The 25,542-nt window shown below is 63.6% G+C and carries 21 protein-coding genes; 14 read left to right on the top strand and 7 right to left on the bottom strand.

What is annotated here, in order from left to right:
- The first annotated feature begins 31 nt into the window (after nucleotides 1-31).
- The 3 genes from QCE63_RS16275 (at nucleotide 32) to QCE63_RS16265 (ending at nucleotide 3,670) form a co-directional block, all read left to right on the top strand.
- Nucleotides 32-928: an amino acid ABC transporter permease gene (locus QCE63_RS16275; protein ID WP_309834400.1), complete on the top strand. Its 897-nt coding sequence runs from the start codon at nucleotides 32-34 to the stop codon at nucleotides 926-928.
- The gene (locus tag QCE63_RS16270; protein WP_309834399.1) at nucleotides 925-3,090 is read left to right on the top strand and encodes an NtaA/DmoA family FMN-dependent monooxygenase; all 2,166 of its coding nucleotides are present in this window, start codon (nucleotides 925-927) and stop codon (nucleotides 3,088-3,090) included. The genes QCE63_RS16275 and QCE63_RS16270 overlap by 4 nt, the downstream gene beginning before the upstream one ends.
- 73 nt (nucleotides 3,091-3,163) lie before the next feature.
- Nucleotides 3,164-3,670 carry a flavin reductase family protein gene (locus QCE63_RS16265; RefSeq protein ID WP_309834398.1) on the top strand — a complete coding sequence of 169 codons (507 nt, stop codon included), beginning with the start codon at nucleotides 3,164-3,166 and terminating at the stop codon, nucleotides 3,668-3,670.
- Between the two features lie 50 nt (nucleotides 3,671-3,720).
- Here QCE63_RS16265 and QCE63_RS16260 read toward each other — a convergent pair whose 3' ends face one another.
- Nucleotides 3,721-4,872: an alanine racemase gene (locus tag QCE63_RS16260; RefSeq protein WP_309834397.1), complete on the bottom strand. Its 1,152-nt coding sequence runs from the start codon at nucleotides 4,870-4,872 to the stop codon at nucleotides 3,721-3,723.
- Between the two features lie 74 nt (nucleotides 4,873-4,946).
- Nucleotides 4,947-5,696, bottom strand: a complete 750-nt coding sequence (locus QCE63_RS16255; RefSeq protein WP_309834396.1) for an IclR family transcriptional regulator — start codon at nucleotides 5,694-5,696, stop codon at nucleotides 4,947-4,949.
- Nucleotides 5,697-5,928: 232 nt separating this feature from the next.
- On the opposite strand from QCE63_RS16255, the gene QCE63_RS16250 reads away from it, so the two are divergent.
- Both QCE63_RS16250 and QCE63_RS16245 read left to right on the top strand, forming a co-directional pair.
- The gene (locus QCE63_RS16250) at nucleotides 5,929-7,101 is read left to right on the top strand and encodes an FAD-binding oxidoreductase (protein ID WP_309834395.1); all 1,173 of its coding nucleotides are present in this window, start codon (nucleotides 5,929-5,931) and stop codon (nucleotides 7,099-7,101) included.
- A gap of 43 nt (nucleotides 7,102-7,144) precedes the next feature.
- Complete coding sequence (locus QCE63_RS16245) at nucleotides 7,145-8,068, top strand: ABC transporter substrate-binding protein (protein ID WP_309834394.1); 924 nt, start codon at nucleotides 7,145-7,147, stop codon at nucleotides 8,066-8,068.
- 118 nt (nucleotides 8,069-8,186) lie between these two features.
- Here QCE63_RS16245 and QCE63_RS16240 read toward each other — a convergent pair whose 3' ends face one another.
- The 3 genes from QCE63_RS16240 to QCE63_RS16230 are packed head-to-tail and all read right to left on the bottom strand — an operon-like array spanning nucleotide 8,187 to nucleotide 11,434.
- Nucleotides 8,187-9,149 (bottom strand): LysR family transcriptional regulator, encoded by a 963-nt coding sequence (locus QCE63_RS16240; protein WP_309834393.1) that lies wholly within the window; start codon nucleotides 9,147-9,149, stop codon nucleotides 8,187-8,189.
- 10 nt (nucleotides 9,150-9,159) lie between these two features.
- Nucleotides 9,160-10,512: an MmgE/PrpD family protein gene (locus QCE63_RS16235; RefSeq protein WP_309834392.1), complete on the bottom strand. Its 1,353-nt coding sequence runs from the start codon at nucleotides 10,510-10,512 to the stop codon at nucleotides 9,160-9,162.
- A 25-nt stretch (nucleotides 10,513-10,537) separates the two neighbouring features.
- Nucleotides 10,538-11,434 carry a glycine betaine ABC transporter substrate-binding protein gene (locus tag QCE63_RS16230; RefSeq protein WP_309834391.1) on the bottom strand — a complete coding sequence of 299 codons (897 nt, stop codon included), beginning with the start codon at nucleotides 11,432-11,434 and terminating at the stop codon, nucleotides 10,538-10,540.
- A gap of 380 nt (nucleotides 11,435-11,814) precedes the next feature.
- On the opposite strand from QCE63_RS16230, the gene QCE63_RS16225 reads away from it, so the two are divergent.
- From QCE63_RS16225 to QCE63_RS16200, 6 genes are all read left to right on the top strand, one after another.
- Nucleotides 11,815-13,074, top strand: a complete 1,260-nt coding sequence (locus tag QCE63_RS16225; RefSeq protein WP_309834390.1) for an ABC transporter substrate-binding protein — start codon at nucleotides 11,815-11,817, stop codon at nucleotides 13,072-13,074.
- A gap of 49 nt (nucleotides 13,075-13,123) precedes the next feature.
- Entirely contained in the window at nucleotides 13,124-14,113 is a 990-nt protein-coding gene (locus QCE63_RS16220; protein WP_309834389.1) for a sugar ABC transporter permease, read from the top strand.
- Nucleotides 14,110-14,928 (top strand): carbohydrate ABC transporter permease, encoded by an 819-nt coding sequence (locus QCE63_RS16215; protein ID WP_309834388.1) that lies wholly within the window; start codon nucleotides 14,110-14,112, stop codon nucleotides 14,926-14,928. The genes QCE63_RS16220 and QCE63_RS16215 overlap by 4 nt, the downstream gene beginning before the upstream one ends.
- A gap of 4 nt (nucleotides 14,929-14,932) precedes the next feature.
- Nucleotides 14,933-16,957 carry a beta-galactosidase trimerization domain-containing protein gene (locus QCE63_RS16210; protein WP_309834386.1) on the top strand — a complete coding sequence of 675 codons (2,025 nt, stop codon included), beginning with the start codon at nucleotides 14,933-14,935 and terminating at the stop codon, nucleotides 16,955-16,957.
- A gap of 28 nt (nucleotides 16,958-16,985) precedes the next feature.
- Entirely contained in the window at nucleotides 16,986-18,020 is a 1,035-nt protein-coding gene (locus QCE63_RS16205; protein WP_309834385.1) for a LacI family DNA-binding transcriptional regulator, read from the top strand.
- 124 nt (nucleotides 18,021-18,144) lie between these two features.
- The gene (locus QCE63_RS16200; RefSeq protein WP_309834384.1) at nucleotides 18,145-19,677 is read left to right on the top strand and encodes a winged helix-turn-helix domain-containing protein; all 1,533 of its coding nucleotides are present in this window, start codon (nucleotides 18,145-18,147) and stop codon (nucleotides 19,675-19,677) included.
- A 9-nt stretch (nucleotides 19,678-19,686) separates the two neighbouring features.
- Here the strand turns inward: QCE63_RS16200 and QCE63_RS16195 are convergent, their stop codons facing one another.
- Together QCE63_RS16195 and QCE63_RS16190 are read right to left on the bottom strand one after the other, a co-directional pair.
- Entirely contained in the window at nucleotides 19,687-20,094 is a 408-nt protein-coding gene (locus tag QCE63_RS16195; RefSeq protein ID WP_309834382.1) for a GtrA family protein, read from the bottom strand.
- A 31-nt stretch (nucleotides 20,095-20,125) separates the two neighbouring features.
- Complete coding sequence (locus QCE63_RS16190) at nucleotides 20,126-20,821, bottom strand: class I SAM-dependent methyltransferase (protein WP_309834381.1); 696 nt, start codon at nucleotides 20,819-20,821, stop codon at nucleotides 20,126-20,128.
- A gap of 337 nt (nucleotides 20,822-21,158) precedes the next feature.
- Between QCE63_RS16190 and QCE63_RS16185 the strand changes: the two genes are divergently transcribed.
- The 3 genes from QCE63_RS16185 (at nucleotide 21,159) to QCE63_RS16175 (ending at nucleotide 25,378) form a co-directional block, all read left to right on the top strand.
- On the top strand, nucleotides 21,159-22,094 hold the full coding sequence (locus QCE63_RS16185; protein WP_309834380.1) for a glycosyltransferase family 2 protein: 936 nt from the start codon (nucleotides 21,159-21,161) through the stop codon (nucleotides 22,092-22,094).
- A 2-nt stretch (nucleotides 22,095-22,096) separates the two neighbouring features.
- Nucleotides 22,097-23,659 carry a hypothetical protein gene (locus QCE63_RS16180; RefSeq protein ID WP_309834379.1) on the top strand — a complete coding sequence of 521 codons (1,563 nt, stop codon included), beginning with the start codon at nucleotides 22,097-22,099 and terminating at the stop codon, nucleotides 23,657-23,659.
- A 165-nt stretch (nucleotides 23,660-23,824) separates the two neighbouring features.
- A complete protein-coding gene (locus tag QCE63_RS16175) occupies nucleotides 23,825-25,378 on the top strand; it encodes a methyl-accepting chemotaxis protein (RefSeq protein WP_309834378.1) in 1,554 nt (517 codons plus the stop codon).
- Nucleotides 25,379-25,542 lie beyond the last annotated feature (164 nt).

Genomic DNA, 25,542 nt, shown 5'->3' with positions numbered 1-25,542 from the left:
TTCAGCACACCACCGGAAAGGTCGCCCGCATATGCAAGAGAAAGCCGTCTATCTTCAGGAACCGACGGTCGCCCGACCCGAGCGTCCCGCTGAGCCCAGCGCCGAACTGCGCATTCACCCGCGACCCAAGAAGTCCGACTGGCTGTGCTACGCGCTTCTGATCGTGGCGCTCGTGCTGTTCTATCAGCTGGTGATCGACAACCCGCGCTGGCAGTGGGACGTGGTCGCCCACTATCTGTTCAACAAGCGTGTGCTCGCCGGACTCGGCAACACGCTCATCCTCACCGCACTCGCAAGCCTGCTCGGTCTCGCGTTCGGCGTGGTGATCGCCGGCTGCCGCATGGCGGAGAACCCTGTGCTGCGCGGCGCGGCGTACCTGTACATCTGGATCATCCGCGCCACGCCGACGCTCGCCATGCTGCTGTTCCTGTTCTTTCTCTCCGCGCTCGTGCCGCGCATCTATCTCCCGCTGCCGTTCCTGCATGTCAATCTGTTCGACGTCGACACCAACAACCTCATCTCGCGCTTCAGCGCCGCGATCATCGGGCTCGCGCTCTACCTCGGCGGCTATAGCGCAGAGATCTTTCGCGGCGGTCTGGCGGCAGTCGACCAGGGCCAGCGCGAGGCTTGCAAAGCCATGGGCATGAGCGACTTCCGCATGATGTGGCACGTCGTGATGCCGCAGGCGGTCCGCATCATCATTCCGCCGCTCGCGAATGAACTCATCACGATGTTCAAGAACACGTCGCTCGTCACCGTGATCGGCTACGTCGAGTTGCTGACCACCGTGCAGCTCATCTATTCCGCCAACTTCGAGACCATTCCGCTGCTGACGGTGGCATGCCTCTGGTATCTGTTTCTGACGAGCCTCGCCATGATCGGTCAAAACCTGCTTGAACGCCGCTTCGGCAAAGGAGTGCAACGATGAACCATCTGCACGCGATCGGCGCCGCCGCCCCGCTGCTCGAGATGCACGCGGTCACCAAGCATTTCGGCGACTTCACCGCGCTGCACACCGTCGATTTTTCGATGCAGCGCGGAGAAGTGGTCGCCGTGATCGGCCCTTCCGGCTCCGGCAAGAGCACGCTCCTGCGCTGCATCAACATGCTGGAGCTGATCGACTCCGGCAGCATGGCATTCCGGGGCGAAGCCCTTGGCGTCGAAATGCGCGGCGCGCGCCGGGTGCGTCTGCCGAAGAAAGAGCTGGATCGTCAGCGCCGCTTTTTCGGCATGGTGTTCCAGGGCTTTCATCTCTTTCCGCACTACACCGCGCTCGACAACGTGATCGCGGGGCCGCGCATCGTGGGCGGTGCGGCGCGGCGCGACGTCATCGAGAAAGGCCGCGCGCTGCTGTCGCGCGTTGGTCTCGCCGACAAGATGAATCACTATCCGGCGCAGCTTTCCGGCGGCCAGAAGCAGCGCGTCGCCATTGCGCGCGCGCTTGCCATGGAGCCTGAAGTCATGCTCTTCGACGAGCCGACCAGCGCACTCGATCCCGAACTCGTGAAGGAAGTGCTCGACGTCATGAAGGAACTCGCGCTCGGCGGCACGACGATGATCGTCGTCACGCACGAGATGGAGTTCGCGCGCAAGGTGTCGAACCGGGTCGTGTTCATGGATGGCGGGCGCATCGTCGATCAGGGGACGCCTGCGCATATTTTCGAAGGCGGCGGCACGGAACGCTGCCGCCGCTTCCTCTCCAACCTGCGCGACCGAGCTCACGCGCGGCTGAGTGCTTCACTCACCTTACGAACTACGGAACCTTTGATGAAGAAAGACGAAAAAATGAGAGTCGGTCTCTCGATGCGCTATCTCGGTTATCACATCGCCGCCTGGAGGCACCCGGATGTGCCGGCCGCTGGCGCGATCGATTTCAATCACTTCCTCGCGGTCGCCAAGAAAGCGGAAGCGGCCAAGCTCGACATGATCTTCTTCGCCGACGGCATCGGCGTGCGTGCGTCCGACGAGCCGCGCGGCTCGCTCGCGCGCGACTACAAGAATGCCGAGCTCGAACCGCTCACGCTGCTCGCGGCAATCGGCGCGTGCACGTCGAACATCGGACTGGTGGCGACCGCTTCGACTACCTATAACGAACCGTTCCACGTCGCGCGCAAATACGCTTCCATCGATCACATCAGCGGCGGGCGCGCCGGCTGGAACGTCGTGACCTCATGGTCGCAGCAGGAAGCCTGGAACTTCAGCCGCGACGAACACATGGGTTACGAGGAACGCTACGAGCGCGCCGACGAGTTCGTCGAAGTCGTGCGCAAGCTCTGGGACAGCTGGGAAGACGATGCGTTCTTGCGCAACAAGGCAAGCGGCGTGTACTACGACGAGTCCAAGCTGCACACGCCGCATCACAAGGGCAAGCACTTCAGCGTGCGCGGGCCCTTGAATTCGGCGCGCACGCCGCAGGGCCGGCCGATCATCGTGCAGGCCGGCGCCAACGAATCGGGTCGCGAGATCGCCGCGAAGAACGCGGACGTGGTCTACAGCAATGCGTTCGACCTCAAGGCGGCGAAGGAATACTACGACGACGTGAAAGGCCGCATGGAGAAGTACGGCCGCACGCCGGACCAGTTGCTGATCATGCCGGGCCTCACGCCCTATGTGGCGAAGACGCGCCAGGAAGCGCAGGACAAGTTCGACCAGTTGCAGGACCTGATCGATCCGTTGGCCGGCCTCGCCATTCTCTACAGCACGCTGGGCGATCTCTCCAGCTACGATCTCGATGGCCCGGTGCCGGACCTCGGATCGCAGCGCGTGCGCAGCATCGCCGCGAACCTGCTGTTGATGGCCGAGCGCGACAAGCTCTCGATCCGCCAGCTCTACAAGCGCATGGCCGCGGGCAACAGCGGGCGGCTGCTGATCGGCACGGCGGAGGATATCGTCGACGACATGCAGGCGTGGTTCGAGGCCGGCGCGGCCGATGGCTTCAACATCTGTCCCGCGACGCTGCCACAGGGCATGGACGACCTCGACGAGTTCATCCTCCCCGAGTTGCGCCGGCGCGGGTTGTTCCGCACGGAATACGAAGCAGCGACGCTGCGGGGCAATCTCGGCCTGAAGCCGCTGCGCTACGGCGATTGAAGCATCCGCCCTGGCGCCTGTTCGCCGCCGCGCGCGATCGCGGCGGCGCTTGCAACCCCTGAGAGCTCCAACGATGTCTATCGAAACCAACACTTCCGCCGAGACGTTCCGTCATGCGATGGCGTCCTTCGCAAGCGGCGTGACGGCCGTCACCACCCGCGAGCATGGCGTGCCGGCGGGTCTCATCGCCACGTCGGTGTGCAGCTTGTCGGTGGACCCGGCTACCGTGCTTGTCTGCGTGAACAAAACAGCTTCGGCCCATGATGTCATTCTGCGCAGCCGCATCTTCGCGGTGAATCTGCTCGCGGCCAGCCAGAAGGCGGTGGCACAGCGCTTCTCCAGCGCGCGCGGCGCGGAGCGCTTCGAGCCGCAGCTATGGCGCGCGGGCAAGAGCGGCGCGCCGATGCTGCCCGGCGCGGCCGTCGCCTTCGACTGCACCGTGCTCGCGATACACGACGGCTTCTCGCACAGCATCATCGTCGGACAGGTGATCGACGCCATCGTCAACGACGAAGCCGCCGTCAGCTGTCTGCTGTGGCACCAGCGCGACTTCGCTCGTAGCGCGCTCGAGACCGCCTGAAAGGCAGGCCTGTCACGCGCGCCGCGTCTTCCAACGCAGCGCGCAAGCCGTCAACGGCGGCTGCCGAGCTGGGGCCGCACGTCCCACCCGCCATCCCGTGCGCGCACGGCGGCGCTGTCGAACAGATATGCGGTCGTACAGGCGTGACGCGGCATCAGCATCACCTGGTCGCCGACCCGCAGTCCTTGCCCCGCGCTCTCGACCACCACATGCTCCTCGCTCATCAGGCGGATCGCGCCAGGCCACGCGAAGCGTTCGCGCAAGGGCTTGTCCGGCGCGATGGCCTTGGCGCCCGCGTCGAGCGTGACGGTGCCGCCGTTCTGCGAGATCACCGTGGCGAGCACGTAGGCGCTCGGTGTCCAGCTGAGCGGCGCGAGGTCAACGTCATGCTCGGAACTCGAATACACGAAGCTGCCCGGCGACACGAACGTGGCGAGCTCGGGCGGCCAGACATCGAAGCTGTAACTGCCGCCCGCGATCAGTTGCGTCGAGAGGCCGCGGACACCAGCTTGCGCCAGCAGCCCTTGCACGGCCTCGATGCCGTCTTGCACGCGGGCGCGTCGCACCGCAGGGTCGCGGTCGTGGATATGGCCGTCGTAGGCATGCCAGCCGCCGAAGCAGCCGAGCGCATGCAGTTCGCACGCGAGCGTGAACGCCGTACCGTCGGCAAGCGACGCACCGGTGCGCCCCATGCCGACGTCCAGGTCGACGATCAGATGCAGGTTCGGCACTGCTTTCTGCGCCAGGAGTTCGGACCAGGTGCGCAGCCCGTGCAGCGAATCGACGAGCGCGCCGATGCGCGCCTCCGGATGCCGTGCGGCGAGTGCCAGCAACTCGTGGAGATTCGCCCGGTTGACCGTGGGATAGGCCCACACGACATGCCGCGCGCCGGCCTCGAGCGTCATGGCGACCTCGGCGACGGTCGCCGCCTTGAAGGCCGTGACGCCCTGTTCGAGCAGCAGGCGGACGATCCACGGCGCGCGATGGGTCTTTACATGCGGCATCAGCCGCCCGACGCCGCCGCAGGCCTGCGCGGTGCGCCCCAGATTGGCGAGCACGCCCGCCTCGCTCACGATGAGCGCGGGTGTGGGAACGTCGTCCGGCAGATCGCTGGCCCACGCGGGCGCGTGCTTGAGGGCGGGCTGCGGCGGCGCCGCCGGATGGCCGGCGTGAACGGACGAGGATGACGCATGGGCTGTCATGAGCAGAGGCTCCGAAGATGATGAGCGAACGGGGATGGCGGAAGCGCGGCACGCGTCCTGGGGCGTTGAAGCCGTCAGGGCTGGTCGCGCGAAAGCAGTTCGGAGGCGATGTCCTTGCAGGTCAGCGTGACGTCGTCCAGCAGTTCAAGCAGGTCGGAGAACGGCATCACGGGCGCCGGCGCCGATACGGACAGACCCGCGAGCAAGCGCCCGGCCGGATCCAGGATCGGCAAGGCGATGGCGTTCATATAGGGTTCCTGCTCGCCGACCTCGGTGGCATAACCGTTTTCGCGCGTGCGATTGATGTCGGCGCGCATGGCTTCGCGCGTGTGAATGGTGGCGGGCGTGAAGCGTTCGTAGTTGATGGACTCGACGAGCGCGTCCCGCTCGCGTTTCTTCAGATACGCGAGGATGACCTTGGCGATGGCGGAGGCGTGCATCGGCGCGGACAGGCCGATGCGCGAGTGGGTGCGAAAGCCGTGTTTTGCTTCGAGCTTGTCGATATACATGGCCTCGCCGGCGTCGAACACGGCGAGATGCACGGCCTGCATGGTGCGGTAGTTCAGACGCACCATGAACGGCCGCGCGACCTCAATGAGTATGTTGTTGCCCATGAAGGTGGACGACAGCCCGAGAAACGCCGGTCCGAGACAGAACTGCCGGTTCTCCATCTTCTTCACGAAGCGGTGCTCCTCCAGCACCTTCAACAGGCGGAAGGCCGTGGTCGCATGGACGTCGAGATCCGCGGCGATTTCATCGACGGTCTTCGGCGCGCTCAGTAGCGACTTCAAAATTTCCAATCCGCGATCGAGGCTTTGACTCATGCGTTATGCACAGGAAGTTGAACGAGGCATACGGAAGACCATGCACGAAGCAGAGAACGTGTTGCGCGTACGCTTTTTGACATGGTACAACAAGCTCATGGGATTTGCATCGACGATTGCACAATGTGCAGTTTTTTATTTAACTCATTGAAATACAATGATTAAATAATGTTTGTGCGCGTGTTCGCGGCACTTTGCAGCGAGCATTTTTCCAACGACATGAAAGGCTGAAATGGGAAGCGCAAGAGTCATCATCGTCGGCGCGGGCGTCATCGCGGCGGCGCAGGCATACGCGTTCGCGGCGCGCGGCGCGGAGGTCACGATCGTGTCTGCTTCGTCGTCCGGCACGCCAAGCTTTGGATGGGTCAACGGCAACACGAAACTGCCCGCCTGCTGGGGCGACCTTCACCTGCGCGGGCTCGATACGCATGAAGACTGGATGCGGCGCATTCCCGGTGCAAGCTGGTTTCACCAGACAGGCAGCATCGAGCTGATCGCCGATGACGCCGACCTCGCTGGCGTCGCGCTGAAAGTGCGGCGCCATCATGCGCGGGACTATCAGGCCGAGATGCTCACGCGTCAGCAGATCGCCGAGCTGGAGCCGGACCTCGATGTATCGCGCATCGTCGGCGGCTGCTGGTTCGCGCGCGAGGGCTGGACCGATGTCCCGGCCATGTGCGACCAGTTGATCGGCGCAGCCATCGCGCGCGGCGCACGCTTTCATCCGCATGAAACGGTGACGGGCTTCGACGAGACCGGCGTGGTGACCATCAACGAATGTCAAGAGCGCACCGTCTATCACGCCGATCACGTGGTGCTGGCGGCCGGCAATGGCGTGCGCGCGCTCGCCGCGACCCTCGGACGCGACTACCCGTTGCTTGAACCGGTCGCGCCGCTTGCCAGCCCGGCATCGTCCGCGCGCGGGCCGCACTTTCCGACCGTCGGCCTCCTCTGCACGACCGCGCCCACACTGGCCCGGGTGGCGCACGTGATTCGCGGCGAAGGCATCTCCATCCGGCCCGACCGCAGGCGCGGCGTGGTGTTTACCGATCACCCGACAGGCGGCAGCTGGGACCGCAACGATCCGCATATCTGGTCGCTGCCGCAGCTCTTTCACGCGCGCGCGCAGCGCCTCTTCCCGAAGTTGCACGACACCTGCGTCGAGACAGTGGGCATCGCCAACCGCGTACTGACCGATGATGGCCTGACCATCGCCGACTGGCTCGACGCGTCGCGCAGACTCTATGCGGTCACGACCCATAGCGGCGTGACGCTTGCACCGTATCTCGCCAACGCCGTGGCCGACGAAGTTCTCGGCGGCGCGCGCGCGCCCGAGCTCGAGCCCTTTGCGCTGTCGCGCTTTGCCGCTGGCCATGCGCGACCCGAATCATCCACCGCACACTGACTGCCTTTTTGCGGCCTTCTCTCCACCCCAGGTAACCACGACGATGAACGATCACGCTCCGAAGTCCATGCCGCGCAAGCGCCCTACCTTGCTCGCCGTCTCGCTTGCCATGGCGGCAGCGGCCACGCTTGCGCCGGGCTTCGCCGCGCACGCGGACGAAGCACCGAAAGTTCCCGGCATCAAGGCCGACGCTACACTGTCGGCGCTGGTGCCGAAGGCCTATCGTGAGCGAGGGACCTTCACGGCCGCGGTGAATCCGGATGTCGCGCCCGTGAAGTTCATCAACGACGACGGCAACATTGCGGGCTTTACCCCGGATCTGCTTTCCGCCGCCGCTGACGTGCTCGGCATGAAGCTGCAACTCACGCAGACCTCGTTCGATGCCCTGATTCCCGGCCTCAGCGCCAATCGCTTCGACGTGCTGCTGTCGCTGGCGGACTTTCCGTCGCGACACAACATGGTCACGTTCGTCGATTACCTGAATATCGGTGAGACCATCGTTGCGTCGCCGTCGCGCAATCTCGTGGTGGGATCGCTCGACGATCTCTGCGGTCTGCAAGTAGCATTGCCGCGCGGCACCGCGACCGTGGAGGAAGCGAACAAGCTCAGTGCAAAATGCGTAGCGCAGGGCAAGAAGCCTCTTTCGCTCGCGACCTATCCCGACACGAACATGACCTTGCTGTCGCTGACCACCAAGGCCAGCGACGCTGCATGGGTAGACTCTCCGGTCGCGAACTACAACGCCAGCAAGTTCCCCGAGAAGTACAAGGTCGTCTACTTCAACTACATTGCGCCGTATGGCATTGGCTTCGGCACCGACGAGAAAGGCAAGCAGATGGCGGGCGCCGTGCAGCAGGCCCTGCGCAAGTTGCAGAAGGATGGCGTGTACGACATGCTGCTCAAGAAATGGGGCTTGTCGACCAAGGACTCGCGACCCACGTTCCCGATCAACGATGCCAAGCTGTAGGCTTTGAGCGGGTGGGTGCGGGCCGGTGTCCTGATGCGTTCACGCCCGAAGGGTACTGGACCGGCCTGTCCGGTCGGCGCGGCGATGCCGGCGATGCAAGCCGCGCCCCGCCTCGCCGCTAACTGAGATGCAGCTTCGCCCCGACTTCAGGAAGCCGCGCCCGTATCTCGGCGAACACACCTTTCTCAAGCACGCGCCGGCTGGTCTGGTAGAGAAACTCCGCGGTTTCTTCGTACTCGCCCGCACGCGAGACCTGGAAGATCGTGCGCACCAGCGGTGGATCGGCAACCGGGATAGCCGCGATGTCCTGCAAGTGCGCCCGCCCCTGCAACAGCGCAAGGGCCGGACAGATCGACCATCCCAGGTCGGCCGCGACCATCGCCAGGAGCACGTCGGCGGCGTCGATCTCCAGATGGCGATCGGCGCTCACGCCGCAGCGCCGCAGATACCGCTCCGTCACCGCGCCATAGTGCGACCGTTTGCTGAAGCGGACGAACGGCAACTCGCGCGCGAGCGTCTGCAGATCCGCCGAGCGATATTGCTCACGCCGCGCCGCATGCACGACGAGCAGCGACGGCTCCACGAACAACGGCCGCCGCACCAGGTTATCCAAGTCGTCCATGGGATCGGAGGTGACGATCAGATCGAGTTGCCGTTGCAGTAGCGCGAGCGAGAGACTGTCGGCGAACCCGGCACGCAGGACGACCTGATTGCCCTGTGCAATCGTGTGCTTGACCACCGCCGGTCCCACCGTGGCCGCGTATGAATCGATCATGCCGATGCGGATCTCCGGCCGGCCGGTCAGGTCCGCTTCACGCACCACCGCAAGCAGCCGTTCCATTTCTTCGACCACCGTCTGCGCGTGCCGCCGCAGCGCGATACCGGCCGGCGTGAGCAGCATCGGACGGCGGCTGCGGTCAAGTACCTTCGTGCCCAACATCTCTTCGATCTGCCCGACCGCCTGCGACACGGCGGACTGCGTGACGCCCAGCGCGCTGGCCGCTGCCGAAATACTTCCGCTCGACGCGACCGCGTCGAAGACGCGCAGGGCCCGGATATCGAGTCGCGATGAATCGCTCACGGGTTGGCTCTCATCGTTCGACGGGCATGACGCGAATCGTGTCGAGCACCAGTTCGAGCAGCGGCGCCACGGTTTCGTCGCTGTCCGCCAGGTTATCGACGCGCGACTCCAGCGCTCGCGCGTGTTGAGCGTCACAGGCTGTTTCGGCAAAGCGACGAAACTTCTCGCGCAACGCCGTAGCGCCGAACGGCAGATCGGGATCGCCCAGCGCCTGCGTCGGACCCGAATCGAAGCGTCGCCCGTCGTTTAGTTCGACAGTCACGTTCGCGTAGCGCTGCTTTGGGAACCGCGCATTGAAGTCAGCCTGTTCTTCCGCGCGAATCAGACGGCTGACACGCAGCACTTCGGGATCGTCGAGGCTCGCGCCCTGGAGTGCGTCGAGGGTGACGGCGCCGTATTTCAGCGCGACCGCCACCGGAAACGGCAAGCTGTATTGCGACACTTCAGTGGTCCGGGGTTCGGGATGATCGAGACGGATTGCGTTGTGAAACGTCTGGATGCGCACCGCGCGTATCTCGCCGATCGCGAAGCCGTGTTCCTGCCGCAGCCGCTGCGCCGCATCGATCGCCGGGTGCACCCAACGGCACACCGGCTGCGGCTTGAAGTACTGCTCCATGATGCGCCAGCGCTCGCCGAGATCGCTCCAGTACGCGCGCGACGCTTCCTGCTCGACCGTGATCGCGGGCGCGCCGGTAAAGCCCTGCTGCGCCAGGAAGCCCGCGCTCAGGCCCGCCATGCAGCCCCAGCCCGAGCCGTCCCGCACCATGGTGGGATGGTCGACGCAGCGCATCATCTGGCTGCGTGGCCCGTGATATTCCGCGATCCCGAGCGCTTCGCGCGTCTGGTTCGCATCGAGCCCGAGCCGCCGCGCAGCGAGCGCCGCCGCCGCGAGCGCGTTCCAGGCGCCCGACGTGTGGTAGTCGCACGCGCTCGCATGCAGGGCAATGCCGGCCCGAGTGCCGACCTCGTAACCCAGCGCGACACAGGTCAGGAATTCGCGACCGCTCATGTCGCGCTGCAGATCGGCAAGGGCGAGCAGCGCGGCTATCACCGTTACGCCGACGTGACCCTTGGTCTCGGCGTGCCCGTCGTGGCCGTCGCAGCTGTCAATCGTCATCGCCCCGGCCAGTCCCGCGCCGATGGGACTCGCCATGCGCCCGTCGAACAGCAGACGGGAACGCAGTCGGCCCGCGGCAAAGAATTCAACAGCGTGATCGCTTGCGATCCGCGAAAAGTCCGTGCGCCGCCCCATCATCGCGACGCCGAACAGATCGAGCAGGCAAAGCTTGCCCTGTTCCACGACGTGATCGGGCAGATCATCGAACGTCAGTTCGTGAATGAAGCCAGCAGGGGATGCTTTCATGGAATGTGCGGCGCTGGCCATGTGATCAAAGCAGTCCGGATTGCTGCAGGAAGGCGCGGGCGACATCTTGCAGCGATTTCTTCTCGAGATCGACGCTCGCGTTGAGGCGAATCATGGTGGGCGTGTCGAGCCTGGCGGCCAGTGCGTTCAATGCGGGCGCGAGCGTCGGGTTGGCATCGAGCGTTGCCTTCCGGACCACCGGCGCGAGCGTGTTCGGCTGGATGAACCCCTTGTCGTCCTTCAACACGACGAAGTTGAACGCGGGAATGCGGCCGTCTGTCGTGAACACGAGCGCGACGTTGACCTGCCGGTCCTTCAGCGCCTGATACGTGAGGCCCGAATCCATCCGCTTGATCTCACTGGGACCGAAACTGAAGTCATAGGTCTTTTCGAGTGGACGCAAGCCATCCGCGCGGCCGTAGAACTCGGAGTTGCACGCGAAGACCATCGACTGGCCGCCGCGAACCACCTTGGCGAGATCGCTGATCGAGGTGATGCCCAGCTTCTTCGCCTCGTCCTGATTCATCGCGAACGCGTAGACATTGTCGACCTTCGAGGGATCGAGCCAGACCAGCCCCTTCGGCGCATCGAGCTCGCTGACCTTGCGATACATGTCAGGCGCGCTGAGCTTGTCGGTGAACTTGTCGTAGTTGTTCAGCGCGGTGCCGACGTATTCCCAGTACACATCGATCTGGCCGTTCTCCTGAGCCTGACGCAGCACCATGCTGCCCATGCCGACTTTCTTGTCGACGGAGAAGCCCTTTGCTTCGAGCAATTGCGCGGTGAGTTCCGCCATCAACTGCTGCTCGGTGAAATTCTTCCCACCAATCACGACCGTTTTCGACCACGCGGCGACCGGCGGAATGATCGCCGCCAGAACGAACAGCAGCGCACACAACTTCCTTGGAAATGAGTTCTTCATGGCTTTCTCGCTGTCTTGAAAGGACGGATTGTGGCCGTTCTGGCAGAGAAGATCTGTGCCCCGGCGTGAGTAATGAATTGGTCCGACAAAAAAGTCTTACGCGTCGAATTGCAAGAAAATACTAATGTAACCACTCAGAAGTACAAAAATAAGCGCTCCGATTAAGCCAATCTAATATTAACTTGAAAAGTCGTTAATCCTGTCGGCGTGGCGCGGAGAGATGGAAAACCCTGCCAAGGGAAACGCTCATACCATTACCTCGTCAAGACGAATACGTCGTTGGCACGAAACCAATTCTTGCCACCCTCCAAGTAAGTTGATAACGTTTCAATTAAACTGAAACTGTTATCGAGCCACCTCTCAGGCTCTGGAGCAGGGCAATGCCTAGCGTCTTGTCGGCGTCCGCTTTAGTCGTTGCAATGACAACCATCCTGGCTCCGTCGCTCGCTTCGGCTCAGAGCGGCGAGCTCGTGATCATCAGCTGGTTGTCGGGCTCGGAAGGCGAAGTCATGCATGCAATGGAAAGCGCCTTTCAGCGCAGCCATCCCGACATCAGGATTCGCGAAATCAATCTCACGGTGCAGGGCGATCCGCGCGGCGCCATCCGCACGGCCCTGCTCGGCGGAGAGAAAGCCGACCTGCTCGTCAACACCTGGCCCGCGTTTCGCGCCGAGCTTGCCGACGCAGGCATGCTCCGCCCGCTCGACGCGCAATGGAACACCGTCGATCTCGGCGAACCGTGGCGGCGTCTCGGGCAATACAAGGGCGTCACCTACGGCGTCACTTTCACGTTCGGCGACCGCAGCGGCATTTTCTATCGGACGGACGGGCTGAAGAAGGCCGGCATCGCTGAACCGCCGAAGACCTGGCGCGCCTTCCTCGACAGCTTCAGCAAGCTGCGCGCGGCCGGCATCACGCCCATTTCCATGCCCGCTAAAACCTGGGCGCATGCCGAATGGTTCGAGACCTTGCTGTTGCGGGTGGGCGGCGTGGACGCTGCATCGAAACTCGCGGCGCACCAGATCCGCTGGACCGATCCCGTCGTTCGCACGGCGCTGCGCCTGTATGCCGACATGCTCCGCGCCGGATGTTGCGACGCGCCCGATCGAATGCTCGCGACCGAATGGGACGGCGCCGCCAACGAGGTGCTCAAGTCCGGCTCGCACGGCTATGAACTGATCGGCATGTGGGTGAACAGCCGGGCGAAGAGCGACTACGGTCTGAAAGAAGGCGTGGACTACGCGATGTTCCAGTTCCCTGCGCTCGGCCTCGGTCATGACGACACATCGAGCATCGACACGAAGGAATTCGTCGCGTTGAAGTCCGGTTCGAACCCCGCTGCCGCCGATGCTTTCATGCGCTGGATCACAGGCCCGGAAGCCGCGGCCATCGAAGCGAAAAGCGGGCTGGCGTCGCCTTCCGCCAAGGCGGATACCGCGCACTTGAGTCCGGTGGCCACGGTGTCGTCGAATGCGGTGAAAGCCTCGGAAAACCAGTTCGTACTCGGCGATCTTCTGCCGGGCGACCTGGTCGACGAGTATCGCGTGCAACTCCAGATCTTCCTGCAGGACCCGAGCGACACCACCATCGACAAGGTGCTCGCCGCAATCGAACAGAAGGCCCAGTCGTCGTATCGATGATGCCCGCGCCCGGTGGCGCAGGCAGTGAACCTCAACATCACGAGCCTCGATGAACGAACACGAAACTCGTCTGGCGCAACTCACGGGTGTCGCGGCGAACGCGTCGGCCCTGTGCCGACCGTGCGCGCAAGACGCCGGCCAACGCCGCCGCGCGCGCATCCTTGCCTCGCGATGGAGCGAAACGCGCGCGGCCTGCCTGCTCATCGCGCCTGCCGTGATCCTGTTCGGGCTGGCCGTGGCCTATCCGCTGATCGACACGATCCGCCTGAGCTTCACCGACATGAAAGGCCTCAGCGCGGGCCATTACATCGGCTTCGGCAACTACGAGGCCCTGTTCCAGGACAGTCACTTCCAGCGTGCATGGCGGACCACGCTGATCTGGACGGCATCGACGACACTGCTTTCAGTCGGCGCCGGCTGGAGCCTCGCGATGGCCTGCTCGCTCGCCCCAAAGGCGACGCGCATTCCACGCGTGATGATCTTCGCAGCCTATGGCCTCTCCGAGACCGTGACGGGTTTCATCTGGCTCGGCATCTTCCGGCCGGATTCGGGCGGCTTGCTCAACGCGGGGCTGGAAGGCATCGGCCTCGGACGCTTCGCGCATGCGTGGCTGGGCGATCCATCGACCGCGCTCGCCGCGCTCGTGATCGCGTATTCGTGGGCGCAGGCCGGCTTGCCGCTGATGCTGTGCTTCGCCGCCACGCAAGCGATTCCCGCGCAGATCGTCGAGGCCGCCCGCATGGACGGCGCCAAAGGCGTCGCGCTGATCCGGCACATCGTGATGCCTCTCTCGATGCCCGGCGTCAGAGTCTCGACGTTCATCACGCTGATCGGCAGCTTGCGCGCCTTCGACCTGCTCTTCGTCATGACGAACGGCGGTCCGGTCCGTTCCACGGAAACGCTCGGCTTCTTCATGTATCGCGAGTCGATGACGCAGTTCAAGCTCGGCTATGGCGCGGCCGCCACGCTCGTCCTGCTGGCCACGGTGCTGCTCGTGTCGATCCCGTACATCCTCCGGCGCGCGGCGGAGGCATCATGACCCGTTCCTCGCGCTGGGCCACTGCGCTCGTCAGTCTCGTGGCATGCATCTGGATCGTGCCGGTCATCGGTGTGATCGTCACGTCGCTTCGTCCGGTGCAGGAGGCCGCGCTCGGCTGGTGGACCACCGGGCCGTTCACGCTGACGCTCGCTTCGTGGCGGGACATCTGGTCGCAATTCCCGCTGCTGAACGCCTTCTGGGTGACGCTCAAGCTTGCCGGCAGCGCCACGCTCGCGACCATGCTGCTCACGCCTCCCGCAGCCTATGCGTTCCACTTTCTGCGCTTTCCGCTGCGGCGCACGATCCTGCTTCTGATCGTCGCCACGTTCGTCCTGCCGCAACAGGTGATCGTCCTGCCGCTGTTCCGGCTATGGCGCGACTGGGGCTTGATCGACCATGTGCTCGCCGTGGCGATTCCGTACGTCGGCCTTTCCTTCGCGTGGTCGATTGTCGTGGTGAAGCATTTCCTCGACGACTTTCCGCGCGAACTCATCGAGGCCGCGCGCATCGACGGCTGCGGCCCGGTGGCGGTGTTCTGGCGTGTCGTGCTGCCCAACATGCTCCCGTCGATCAGTGCGGTCGGCATCCTGCAGTTCCTGTGGACCTGGAACGCGTTGCTGCTGCCGCTGTTGTATCTGCGCTCGCAGATTCCGTTACCGGTGGCGTTCGCACGGATCGCGGGCACCTACGACGCCAGCTGGAATCTGCGCGCGACGGCCGCCCTCATCACGGCCATCGTGCCGCTCATGATGTTCATCCTGTTTCAGCGCCAGTTCGCAGGCGGCGCCTTGAGCCGCAGCGGCGGCAAGGAATGACGCCATGAGCTCTCTTGCGCGACGTGACGTTCATCCTCTTCGCTACCGGCAGATTCATCTCGACTTCCATACGTCCGAGCACATTCCGTGTGTCGGCGAAGCGTTCGATGCCGTCGACTTCATCGCCACGCTGCAGCAAGCGCACGTCGATTCGATCACGGTGTTCGCGAAGTGCCATCACGGCTGGTCCTACTATCCGACTCGCGTGGGCCAAGTCCATCCAAACCTCGTCCGGCCCGATCTGCTGGGCGAGATGATCGCTGCATTGAAAGAAGCCGGCATCGAAAGCCCGATCTACCTCACCGTGCAGTGGGACGAGCAGACGGCGCGGGAACATCCCGAGTGGCGCGTGCAGCGCGCGCCCGATGCCGCGCCACCCGCCTCGCGCTGGCAAACCCTTTGTTTGAGCCACGCGCCGTTGCGCCAGCGAATTCTCGATCAGGCGCGTGAAGTGGTCTTCCGCTATGACCCGCCGGGTCTGTTCTTCGACATCGTCATGGCAAGCGACTGCTGTTGCCCGAACTGCATTGCGCGCATGGCGTCGAACGGCCTCGATCTCGCCCGCGCCGGCGACCGTTTGTTGAATGACGAAGCCGGGCTCGCGCAGTTTCGCGCCGAGACCAGCGAGGCGCTGTTCGCCGAGTTCCCGCGCCTGCGCGTGTTCTACAACGCGGGGCACATCTCCAAACGCGATTCGCGACGTTACCGGCACTACACGCATCTCGAACTGGAGAGCCTGCCGACGGGTGGCTGGGGCTACACCCATTTCCCCGCGAGCGCGCGCCATGCCGCGACGCTCGGCCTCGAATACGTCGCGCACACCGGCAAGTTTCACGCGGGCTGGGGTGAATTCGGCGGCTTCAAGCATCCGGATGCGCTCGAATACGAATGCACGCAGATGGCCGCGCTCGGTTCGAAGTGCCTCGTCGGCGACGCGTTGCATCCGAGCGGCGCGATCGATCACAGCACCTACGAGCGCATCGCGCCGGCCTACGCGCGCATTGCAAAGCTCGAACCGTTCCTGGAGGGTGCGGTGCAGGTCCCGGAGATCGCGATTCTCTCGGCGGAACACATGCGGCCCGGCGCGAACCGCGCGCATCCCAGCGATGAAGGCGCGGTGCAGATGCTGCTCGAAGCGCATCGTCCGTTCGATGTCATCGACCGTCACGCACGCTTCGAGGACTATCGGCTGATCATCCTGCCGGACGAGATTCCGGTGGATCGCGCGCTTGCACAGCGGCTCGAAGCCTTCCTCGCGGATGGCGGCACCTTGCTGGCGTCATGGCGCTCTGGCCAGAATGAAGACGACGCGTTCGCCCTCGATTTCGGTCTGTGCATCGAAGCCGGGAACACGGGTTTCAAGCCCACCTACGTCACGATGAACGAAGGCCTCGACGCGCGCATTCCGGCCAGCCCGGTCGTCTTCTATGACGATGCATTGCAGGTCCGCACGCAAGGCGCCGACGTGCTCGGCGTGATCCGCCCGCCCTACTTCAACCGCACGGCCGAGCGTTTCTGCTCGCACATGCACGCGCCCCATGACGTGCACGCGACACCGTCCGGCGTGGCCGCATCGATACACCGGGGCCGTGCCTATCTCGCTCATCCGGTCTTCAGGCTGTACCGGGCGGTGGGGCAACCGGTCTATCGATACATCGTGGAAGCGTTGATCGCGCGCTTGCTGCCGCATGCGATCGTGACCACCGACCTGCCGTCGTCGGGGCGGCGCGCGCTCACGTATCAGGCGCGCAGCAAGCGTTACGTGCTGCACCTGCTCCACGGCCCGGCGCAAGTGCGTGGCCAGGCCATGCCGGTCGAAGGGGGCGGCACGCGCGTGATGGAGATCATCGAGGACATTGCGGCGATTGGACCGGTATCGGCTTGCGTGCGTCTTCCGCGCCCGCCTAAGCGCTGCTACGACGCCCTCTCGGGCGAGCCGCTCGACTGGACTTCGGGCGCGGAAGGCGCAGTGCATATCACGGTGCCCCGCCTGCGGATCCACGCGGCGGTGGTCTTCGAAACCGAATGACGGACACCTCACGGCACAGCGGCGACTCATGAAAGACGACAACTCGAACGAAGCCGTCAAACCCCGTTCCGCGACGATCGTGGACGTGGCGCGCCGCGCGAAAGTCGCGGTGGGGACCGTATCGCGCCATCTGAATGGCTTCCCGGTGCGTCGTGCGAACCGCGAGCAGATCGAGGAAGCGATCCGGGCATTGAACTTCAAGCGGAACGCGGCGGCCGTCGCGATGAAGACCGATGTCACGCATGTCGTCGGCCTGCTCGCGCCTTCGTTCGATGAATTCCACGGCGCCATGCTCGAACATCTGTCGCGCGCGCTGCGTCGCGACGGACGTGCGCTGCTGATCTACTGCCATGGCGGCGACACGCGCCTGATGGAAGACGGCCTTGATTATCTGTCGGCGCAGCGCATCGATGCGCTGGTGATGTCGGGCGTCGAGCATCTGTTCGAGCGTGTCGACCAGTTGATCTCGACCGGCCTGCCGCTGGTCCTGTACGACAACGACCTTGCCGGGCTTCCCGCGGATCGCGTGTTCGTCAACAACCGCGAAGCCTCGACGAACCTGGTGCGGCATCTGCTCGACATTGGCCACCGGCGCGTGGGCATCGTGACGGGCGAACTGATCGACACCGCCGCCAACGAACGTTACCTCGGCTATTGCGATGCACTGGCCGAGCGCAGCCTGACCGTGGACAAGCGTTATGTGATCTCCGGACACTGGTCGATCCAGGGCGGCACGGATGCGGCGGCTCGCCTGTTGGCGCTGCCCGAGCCGCCCACGGCGATCTTCTGCGGCAACTACGTGATGGCGCTCGGGGTATTGCGCTGCCTGAAGGATTCGAAGGTGCGCGTGCCGGAGCGTGTGTCGCTCGTCTCGTTCGACGACCCGCCGCTCTTCGGACTCTATGAGCCCGGCATCACCGTGGTGGCGCAGCCCATCAACGGCGTGGCGCAAGCCATTGCCGACGTACTGGACAGAAGACTGCGGACGGCGCGTGAAACGCCGTACAGCACGACCAGTCTGCGTTGTGAAGTCATCTTGCGAGCTTCGACCCGTCCGGTCTGAACACGCACCCGATCAACCCCGCGGCCGCAGGAAACGCGGCGCACGAAGGCAGAACAGCGAGGTCTCTCATGGACGAAACCCTCTTCCGCGGTGCGTATCCCGCGGCCTACCGGAACGACGCATCATGTATGCACAGACTGCAGTCCGCGCCCCAGGCGTGACAAGCGGCCCCGTCAGCCCGCCCGCTGAAGCGGCCGTTGCCTACCGGTTCGGCTCGTTCCGCCTGATTCCGTCGCAGCAGGCCTTGCTCGACGGCGAAGCGCGCGTGCCGGTGGGCAGCCGCGTACTGGATCTGTTGACGATGCTTGTCGAGGGCCACGGCAAACTCATCACGAAGCAGGAGCTGCTCGCGCGGGCCTGGCCTCGCGTCGTGGTCGAGGAAAGCAATCTCAAGGTGCATATCGCGGCTTTGCGCAAGGCGCTCGGCGACGAGCCCGTGCATTCGCGCTTCGTCACGACCGTCGTCGGGCAAGGTTATCGGTTCGTGGCGCCCGTCACGCGCGAAACGCTTGCCGACGCCGCAGATGGATCACGCGCGCCGCAGGCCGTGACGCATAACCTTCCAGCCGCGCTGGTGCGGCCCATCGGACGGGCGGCGGTCATCGCCGATCTGCTTGAACGCTTGCAGCGCGTGCGCGTGCTGACCGTGGCAGGCACCGGTGGCATTGGCAAGACGACCGTTGCGCTGGGGGTTGCGCATGCAACCGCGCAAGCCGCCGAGCACGATGTGTGTTTCGTCGATCTGACCGGCCTCGTCGACCCGCGTCTGGTACCGCGCGCCGTCGTTCAGTCCCTGGGGCTGACACCGCATGGCGATGCTCCGCTTGCGGCGCTCGCCAGTCATTTCCGTTCACGCAACCGCCCGCAACTCGTGGTGCTCGACGGCTGCGAGCATGTGATCGAGGCCGCGGCCATCCTCGCCGAACGCATCAGCGCAAGCGCTGCACAAACGCGGATTCTCGCGACCAGCCGTGAACCGTTGCAGGCGATGGGCGAACACGTCTACCGGCTTGAACCGCTCGACTGTCCCGTCGATCCCGCGCGGCTCCTCCCCGACGAAGCACTGCGCCATCCCGCTGTCGAACTGTTTCTGGAACGCGCGTTTGCCGCACGCGGCGACTTCACGGTCAGCGCGGAAGAGGCGTCGACGATCGGCCGCATCTGCAAGCGGCTGGACGGCATTCCGCTGGCCATCGAACTGGCCGCCACGCTGTTGAACGCGTTCGGCGCGGCAGAGGTGCTCAACCTGCTCGACGACCGTTTCTTCACGCTCGCACAGGGACGGCGCACGGCGCCGGAACGGCACAAGAGCTTCCTCGCCACGCTCGAATGGAGCCATCAATTGCTGCCGGATATCGAGCGTCTCGCGCTGCGGCGTATCTCGGTCTTTCCCGGGGAGTTCACGCTGTCATCGGCGACCGCGGTCATATCGGACGAAGGCGTCACCTCGGCCGGCATCGTGGGCGCCGTGGCGAGCCTGGTCACGAAGTCGATGCTCTCAGCCGAAGTGCGCGGCGACAGTGTGCAGTATCGTTTGCTCGACACCACGCGCGATTATGCGAAGCGCAAGCTGGAAGAAGCCGGTGAGTCCGACATGATCGCGCAGCGGTTGGCGAAGCATGTTCAGGATTCGTGTGTGCTGCATGCCGACAAGTAGCGGGCCCGGCTACCCACGCGCGGGCGCTTCGCGCAGGGCCCAATATTTGTTGCCGATGAATCCCACGATCACATACACCGGGATGCCGCTCAACTGCGCCATGTACGGCGCATGCGTGATGCGCAAGACGAGCAGGACGACGCCGAGATTCGCGAGATACGAAACGAGCACCACGACGAGAAAACGCATGGCCGCGTAGCGCGTGGCGACGGTCTGGAAAGTGAACTTGCTGTTGAGCGCGAAGCTGATCACCACGCCGACGCCGTACCCGATCAGGTTGGCGACCACCGGCCTTGCGCCCGCCGCCTGCACGCCGAGGATGACCGCCGCCGCGAGCGCGGTGTTCAGGCCGCCGACCAGCAGATACTTCACGAACTGCAAGCGGACATTGCGACTGGAAGTTGCGTTCGCAATCATTGAGGAAGCATCGGAGTCCGGCGACACACGATCAGGCGCCGGTTGCATACACGGCATACTGCGCACCGAGCGGAACGTGAGTCAGATATTTTTCCAGCGGACGCAACGCCGCGAGTGCGTGCGGGAAAAAAATACGGTAGCGCACTTGAACATCGGTAAAACCGGCTTCACGGCATGCGCGTTGCATATTCGACGCGGTAATCAACTTCGCGTTCACATCGAATTCACAGGTATTGACCGCGCGCACGGTCAGCGGATTATAGGGGTTGTGCTCGAATATCACGAGCGTGCCGCGCGCACCCACCACGCGATGCAATTCGCGCAGCAGACTCACATGCTCGGCATGATCGATGTGGTGAAACACGCACATCGCATAGGCCAGATCGAATTCGCCGGTCTCGAACGGGAGCGTGCGCCCGTCGAAATAAGCGAAGCTTGCATCACCCGCGAAACGGCTTTTTGCCAGTTCGAGAGAGCGCTCTGATACATCTGCGCAAGTCAGTTGCGCTGCAGGCATGTACTGGCGCACCCACGGCACCGACGTGCCCACGCCTGCGCCGAAGTCGAGCATGCGCGCGGGCACAGCGTTGCGGCGGGCCATTTCCTGCGCGATATCGCGAATCTTGTACTCGGCAAAAAACGCCGGACCTTCTCCGGATGCAGAAATATTTTTCGTATGTAGCGCGAGATATTCGTCTGCAAAGCTATCGAATTCGGCCTTGTCCATGCGCGTGCGCTCTCCCTTTCATTCATTCATTTGCTTGAATACAGGCTACTCGCTACTGTAGCGCAATGCGTCCTCGACAACGCCATGACGATTCATCAGATGTACTGTGCTTACAATTTCTTTCATGGGAATCAGACACGGATCGAGTCATGAAATTCTTGTGTTTGATTTCGCACTGCGCTTAGTATGTACGTGACACTCATGTCCCGCATTCGTCTGCATCGCGCGTGCTGCTTCGACATCAAAGGCTGCATCGCCGCGCCCGTCCCTTGCAATCACAGGGAAATCCATTTGCCTCGCACGTCGCCCAACGACTTGGGCATCAAGGGTTCCGCCTATGACGACGTTGAATCTCATCGTACCTTGCTACAACGAAGAGGAAGTCATCACGGAAACATGCTCACGTCTGCTTGCGCTTCTTGAGCGGCTGATTGTCGCGTCTGTGGTCAGTGACGAGAGCAGGATTACCTTTGTCGACGACGGTTCCCGCGACCGGACCTGGTCGATCATCGAGACCCTGCATGCCTCCAATGCGCGATGCCGAGGCATCAAGCTGTCGCGCAATCGCGGGCATCAGAATGCACTGCTCGCAGGCCTGCTGGTGGCGAAAGGCGATGTGCTCGTCAGTCTCGATGCCGACCTTCAGGACGACATCGAAGCGATTCCGCGCATGCTCGACGAATATCGAAAAGGGGCGGAGATCGTGTTCGGCGTCCGGCACAAGCGGGACAGCGATACCTTCTTCAAGCGCTTCACCGCACGCAACTACTACAAGATGCTGAAGGCGCTGGGCGTCGATATCCTGCCCGGTCACGCGGACTTCCGCCTGATGAGCCGCAAGACGCTGGATGCCCTCAAGGAATTCCAGGAGGTCAATCTCTTCCTGCGCGGCATCATTCCGCTGTTGGGCTTCAGGACAGCGATCGTGGAATACGAGCGCGCCGCACGCTTCGCCGGCACGAGCAAATATCCGCTCGCGAAAATGCTCGCCTTTGCGTTCGACGGCATCACGTCGTTTTCCGCCGTGCCCTTGCAGTGGAGCACGCGGATTGGCGCGCTCCTCGCGCTCGGTTCGCTGTGCTTCGGCGCGTGGGCCGCGTATGCGCGCCTCTTCACCAATCTGGCCGTGCCCGGCTGGGCGTCCACCGTAGTGCCGATGTATTTCCTCGGCGGCATTCAATTGCTGTTCCTGGGCGTCATCGGCGGGTATATCTCGAAGACCTATGCGGAGACGAAGCATCGTCCGCGCTTCATCATCGAACGAACCTTATGAATATGCTTGGGTCGTCCGCAAGTACGTCGGTGGCGCGCAGCGGTTCACTCCTCGAATGGATGCCGCGTGCGTTGTTCATCGTGACCCTGCTCGGCGGCGCCCTGCTGTTCTGGATCGCGCCCCGTCCGCCGCTCGTGGACCTGCCGCAGCACGCCGCGCAGGTGATGCTGCTGCGTGACCTGATCGATCATGCGTCGGCGTGGCAGAGCCTCGTGCGCATCAACCTGTTCACGCCCTATCTGATCGGCTATGGACTGGCGCTGCCGCTCACTTACGTGATGTCGATCTCCGCAGCGCTCAAGCTCGTGCTGATGATCGCGTATGTCGGCTTCGTCATGTCGTGCGTCGGCTTTCGCAGGCATCTGAACGGCGACTCGCGGCTCGATGTGCTCTTCATCCCCGGCTTCTTCGGCTTCGCCTTTGCATGGGGCTTCTATACGTTTCTGGTAGCGGCGCCAGTGGGCATGCTGTTCATGTGGCTCGCGCATCGTTCCGCTACCCACCCTTCGTTCAGCCGGGGCGTGGGCGTGTTCGTCGCGGGCGTGGCGCTGTTCTTCTGTCACGGTCTCGTCTTTCTGTTCGCCTGCGGGATCGGTGCGGGTTTCGCGCTCGTCAAGCCGCGCCGGATCAGGGGCAAGCTGCTGGCGCTGGCGGCGTTCGTGCCGCTCGGCTTGCTGTGCATTGTCTACACGCTGTGGAGTCACGCCAGCGACCCGGTTCTCGGCCACACCATCGACAATGCCGCAAAGATCGACTGGGGCTGGTCGGACACCGGCGGCAAACGTCTGCTGCTGTTTCCGATGATGGTGTGGGGGCTCACGAAGTGGAGCGCGGTTTATCTGCCGCTCTTCATGTTGATGGGCATTGCGCCGTGGCTCTGGCGGGACCGCATCAATCCCGATCGCGCCGTGCTGGTGCCGATGATCGTCATGGTATTCATCTGGCTCGCCGTGCCGAACCTCGCGCTCGGCACGGCGTATCTCTATCAGCGCTTCGCGCTCTTTCTGCTGCCCGCTTATGCGCTGATGTTCGTCGCGCCGAAGCCTCGTGCCGGCGTGAAGCGCGACATGCGCGGCTTCGGCATGCAGCTCGTCATCATCGCCGGCTGCTGGATATTCCTCGCGAATCAGGCGGTCCGGCTGCACCGTTTCGCAATGGAGATCGCGCCGCTGGAGCACCTGCTGTCGCGAACCGAGCCGAATCAGCGCGCGCTCAATCTGGTGATGGACGGGGCCAGCGAGGCGTACTGGAGTCCCTTCGCCTATCAGCATCAGGCGCTGTGGTATCAGGCCGAGAAGCACGGTTTCGTCGATCCGAATTTCGCTCAGTTCGTGCCGCAGATCGTGCGTTTCAGGCCGGCGCAATTTCCGGTTCATGCGTCACAGCTCGATCGTTTCCCCGGCTCGTTCGACTGGAAGCAAGACAACGCCCGCTTGTATCGGTATATCTTCGTGCGCTCGACGCAGCCCTTGCCCGCCGGCTACTTCGCCAATGGCGAGTGCGATGTGGCTTTGCTCGCACGTGAGGGCAAGTGGGCGCTGTATGAGCGGCATGCGTGCCAGTGAAGGCGCGGTTTGATGACGGTGAGCGGAAGCATCACGATTTCAAGCCCGCTCCTCTAAAGCATTCGCTTAAATGTGCCGTTATCCCCTACGCGTCGGTCTGCCGTTCCTGACCGACCGCCGCTTCATTCTTCCCATACTTCCAATAACAATCCCTCACCTCTCACCATGCAGCGCACCCGCCTCTCAATCAATGCTCGTCTCGTAGCAGCCATGTCTTTCCTGGCCTTTCTTCTGATCGTCGTTGGCGCGCTCGGCCTCACTGGAATGATTACAAGCAACAACGCGAATCGACGCACTTACTCGGAGCAGTTGCCGAAGTCGATCGCGGTCGGTGAAATGACCATCATGGTCGGCCGGCAACGCACGTCGCTCGACCGCGCCGCTATCGACCCCGGTTCGGAAGACGCCCGAAACATGTATGAGAAGGAAAAGGAGGTCCAGGTCGCGGCCGCAGCGGCGTGGAACAAATATCTTTCACTGCCGCGCGACGAAGAGGAAGACCGACTGGCCTCCAGCGTCACGCGTCAGTACGAGGCCACCGAAGCCGAACTCGGACGCTTTCGGGAAGCCACGCAGCGCGCTGATCGCGACGAGATCCTCAAGCTGATGTTCAGCGTCGGCAAGATCTATACGAGCATGCAGGAAGCCGCCAATGCGCTCAAGAAGTACCAGTTCGAACAATCCGCGAGTCAGTACGCTGAGACCGAACAGCGCTATCAGTGGCTGTTGTGGAGCAGCATCGCGGCGATCGTGGCCGGCGTATGCGCCGCTGCCGGCGGATGGTATTTCCTGCGCAAGGCGATTCTCTCGCCCGTCAACGATGCCATCGCCCACTTTGGACTGATCGCTCGGGGCAACCTGAGCAGCCAGATCACCGTGAAGTCCAATGACGAGATGGGCAACATGCTCCACGGGCTCTCGGAAATGCAGTCGAGCCTGCGCAAGACGGTCGGCACGCTGCGCGAAGGCAGCGCCGCGATTGCCACGGCCACGCGGGAGATTGCTGCGGGCAATGCGGACCTTTCCGCGCGCACCGAATCGCAGGCTTCGTCGCTCCAGGAAACCGCGACCAGCGCCGAACAGTTGTCGACGACGGTGCGCCAGAATGCCGACAGCGTCGATCGTGCGAGCGAACTGTCCGCGTCGGCCTCCGACATTGCCCGTCGCGGCCACGATGTTGTTTCGCGCGTGGTGACCACCATGGGCGAAATCAGCCGCGATTCAACGGCGGTAGCCGAGATCACTTCCATCATCGAAGGCATCGCGTTCCAGACCAATATCCTCGCGCTCAACGCCGCGGTGGAAGCCGCGCGGGCCGGCGACCAGGGCCGGGGTTTCGCGGTCGTGGCGGGCGAGGTTCGCACGCTGGCGCAGCGCTCGTCGGGCGCGGCGAAGGAGATTCGCGAGCTGATTTCCAACTCGACGGCCAGCATCGACGGCGGAGCGAAGCTCGTCTCGGAGGCCGGCGATACGATGAGTCAACTGATCGACGCCGTGTCGCGAACCCACGCGATCATGGCCGAAATTTCCGCCGCCACGCAGGAGCAGAGTCACGGGCTGAGCCAGGTCAGCATCGCCGTCACCGACATGGACAGCGCGACGCAACAGAACGCCGCGCTGGTGGAACAGGCGTCGGCCGCCGCGAGTTCGCTGGAGCATCAGGCCCGGATGCTGGCGGAGGCCGCGGCTGCGTTCACGCTGGATGAGCGCGCGGCTTGAGTGCGTCACTGCATTCCCGATGCGTAACGGTGGATTAATTTTTTTCCACGTGGCGCGTGGTTTTTGTTCTTGCTAACCTGCGCCATCGTCAATAGCTCATCAGAGCGCATGACACCGATCCTTCTGCGCACGGCTTGAGCCCACCGCAGTTGAATGTAACGTCG

It is taken from the genome of Caballeronia sp. LZ065, from assembly GCF_031450975.1.
Lineage (GTDB): Bacteria > Pseudomonadota > Gammaproteobacteria > Burkholderiales > Burkholderiaceae > Caballeronia.
This window is presented reverse-complemented; position numbering and strand designations above follow the sequence as displayed.

Bases quoted from the DNA above. Each gene is read 5' to 3' on its own strand.
- QCE63_RS16210 (WP_309834386.1), top strand. From the start codon at position 14,933: ATGAGCTCTCTTGCGCGACGTGACGTTCATCCTCTTCGCTACCGGCAG.
- QCE63_RS16185 (WP_309834380.1), top strand. From the start codon at position 21,159: ATGACGACGTTGAATCTCATCGTACCTTGCTACAACGAAGAGGAAGTC.
- QCE63_RS16275 (WP_309834400.1), top strand. From the start codon at position 32: ATGCAAGAGAAAGCCGTCTATCTTCAGGAACCGACGGTCGCCCGACCC.
- QCE63_RS16260 (WP_309834397.1), bottom strand. From the start codon at position 4,872: ATGACAGCCCATGCGTCATCCTCGTCCGTTCACGCCGGCCATCCGGCG.
- QCE63_RS16205 (WP_309834385.1), top strand. From the start codon at position 16,986: ATGAAAGACGACAACTCGAACGAAGCCGTCAAACCCCGTTCCGCGACG.
- QCE63_RS16175 (WP_309834378.1), top strand. From the start codon at position 23,825: ATGCAGCGCACCCGCCTCTCAATCAATGCTCGTCTCGTAGCAGCCATG.
- QCE63_RS16220 (WP_309834389.1), top strand. From the start codon at position 13,124: ATGAACGAACACGAAACTCGTCTGGCGCAACTCACGGGTGTCGCGGCG.
- QCE63_RS16225 (WP_309834390.1), top strand. From the start codon at position 11,815: ATGCCTAGCGTCTTGTCGGCGTCCGCTTTAGTCGTTGCAATGACAACC.
- QCE63_RS16250 (WP_309834395.1), top strand. From the start codon at position 5,929: ATGGGAAGCGCAAGAGTCATCATCGTCGGCGCGGGCGTCATCGCGGCG.
- QCE63_RS16265 (WP_309834398.1), top strand. From the start codon at position 3,164: ATGTCTATCGAAACCAACACTTCCGCCGAGACGTTCCGTCATGCGATG.
- QCE63_RS16195 (WP_309834382.1), bottom strand. From the start codon at position 20,094: ATGATTGCGAACGCAACTTCCAGTCGCAATGTCCGCTTGCAGTTCGTG.
- QCE63_RS16190 (WP_309834381.1), bottom strand. From the start codon at position 20,821: ATGGACAAGGCCGAATTCGATAGCTTTGCAGACGAATATCTCGCGCTA.
- QCE63_RS16200 (WP_309834384.1), top strand. From the start codon at position 18,145: ATGTATGCACAGACTGCAGTCCGCGCCCCAGGCGTGACAAGCGGCCCC.
- QCE63_RS16235 (WP_309834392.1), bottom strand. From the start codon at position 10,512: ATGAAAGCATCCCCTGCTGGCTTCATTCACGAACTGACGTTCGATGAT.
- QCE63_RS16245 (WP_309834394.1), top strand. From the start codon at position 7,145: ATGAACGATCACGCTCCGAAGTCCATGCCGCGCAAGCGCCCTACCTTG.
- QCE63_RS16215 (WP_309834388.1), top strand. From the start codon at position 14,110: ATGACCCGTTCCTCGCGCTGGGCCACTGCGCTCGTCAGTCTCGTGGCA.
- QCE63_RS16270 (WP_309834399.1), top strand. From the start codon at position 925: ATGAACCATCTGCACGCGATCGGCGCCGCCGCCCCGCTGCTCGAGATG.
- QCE63_RS16230 (WP_309834391.1), bottom strand. From the start codon at position 11,434: ATGAAGAACTCATTTCCAAGGAAGTTGTGTGCGCTGCTGTTCGTTCTG.
- QCE63_RS16255 (WP_309834396.1), bottom strand. From the start codon at position 5,696: ATGAGTCAAAGCCTCGATCGCGGATTGGAAATTTTGAAGTCGCTACTG.
- QCE63_RS16180 (WP_309834379.1), top strand. From the start codon at position 22,097: ATGCTTGGGTCGTCCGCAAGTACGTCGGTGGCGCGCAGCGGTTCACTC.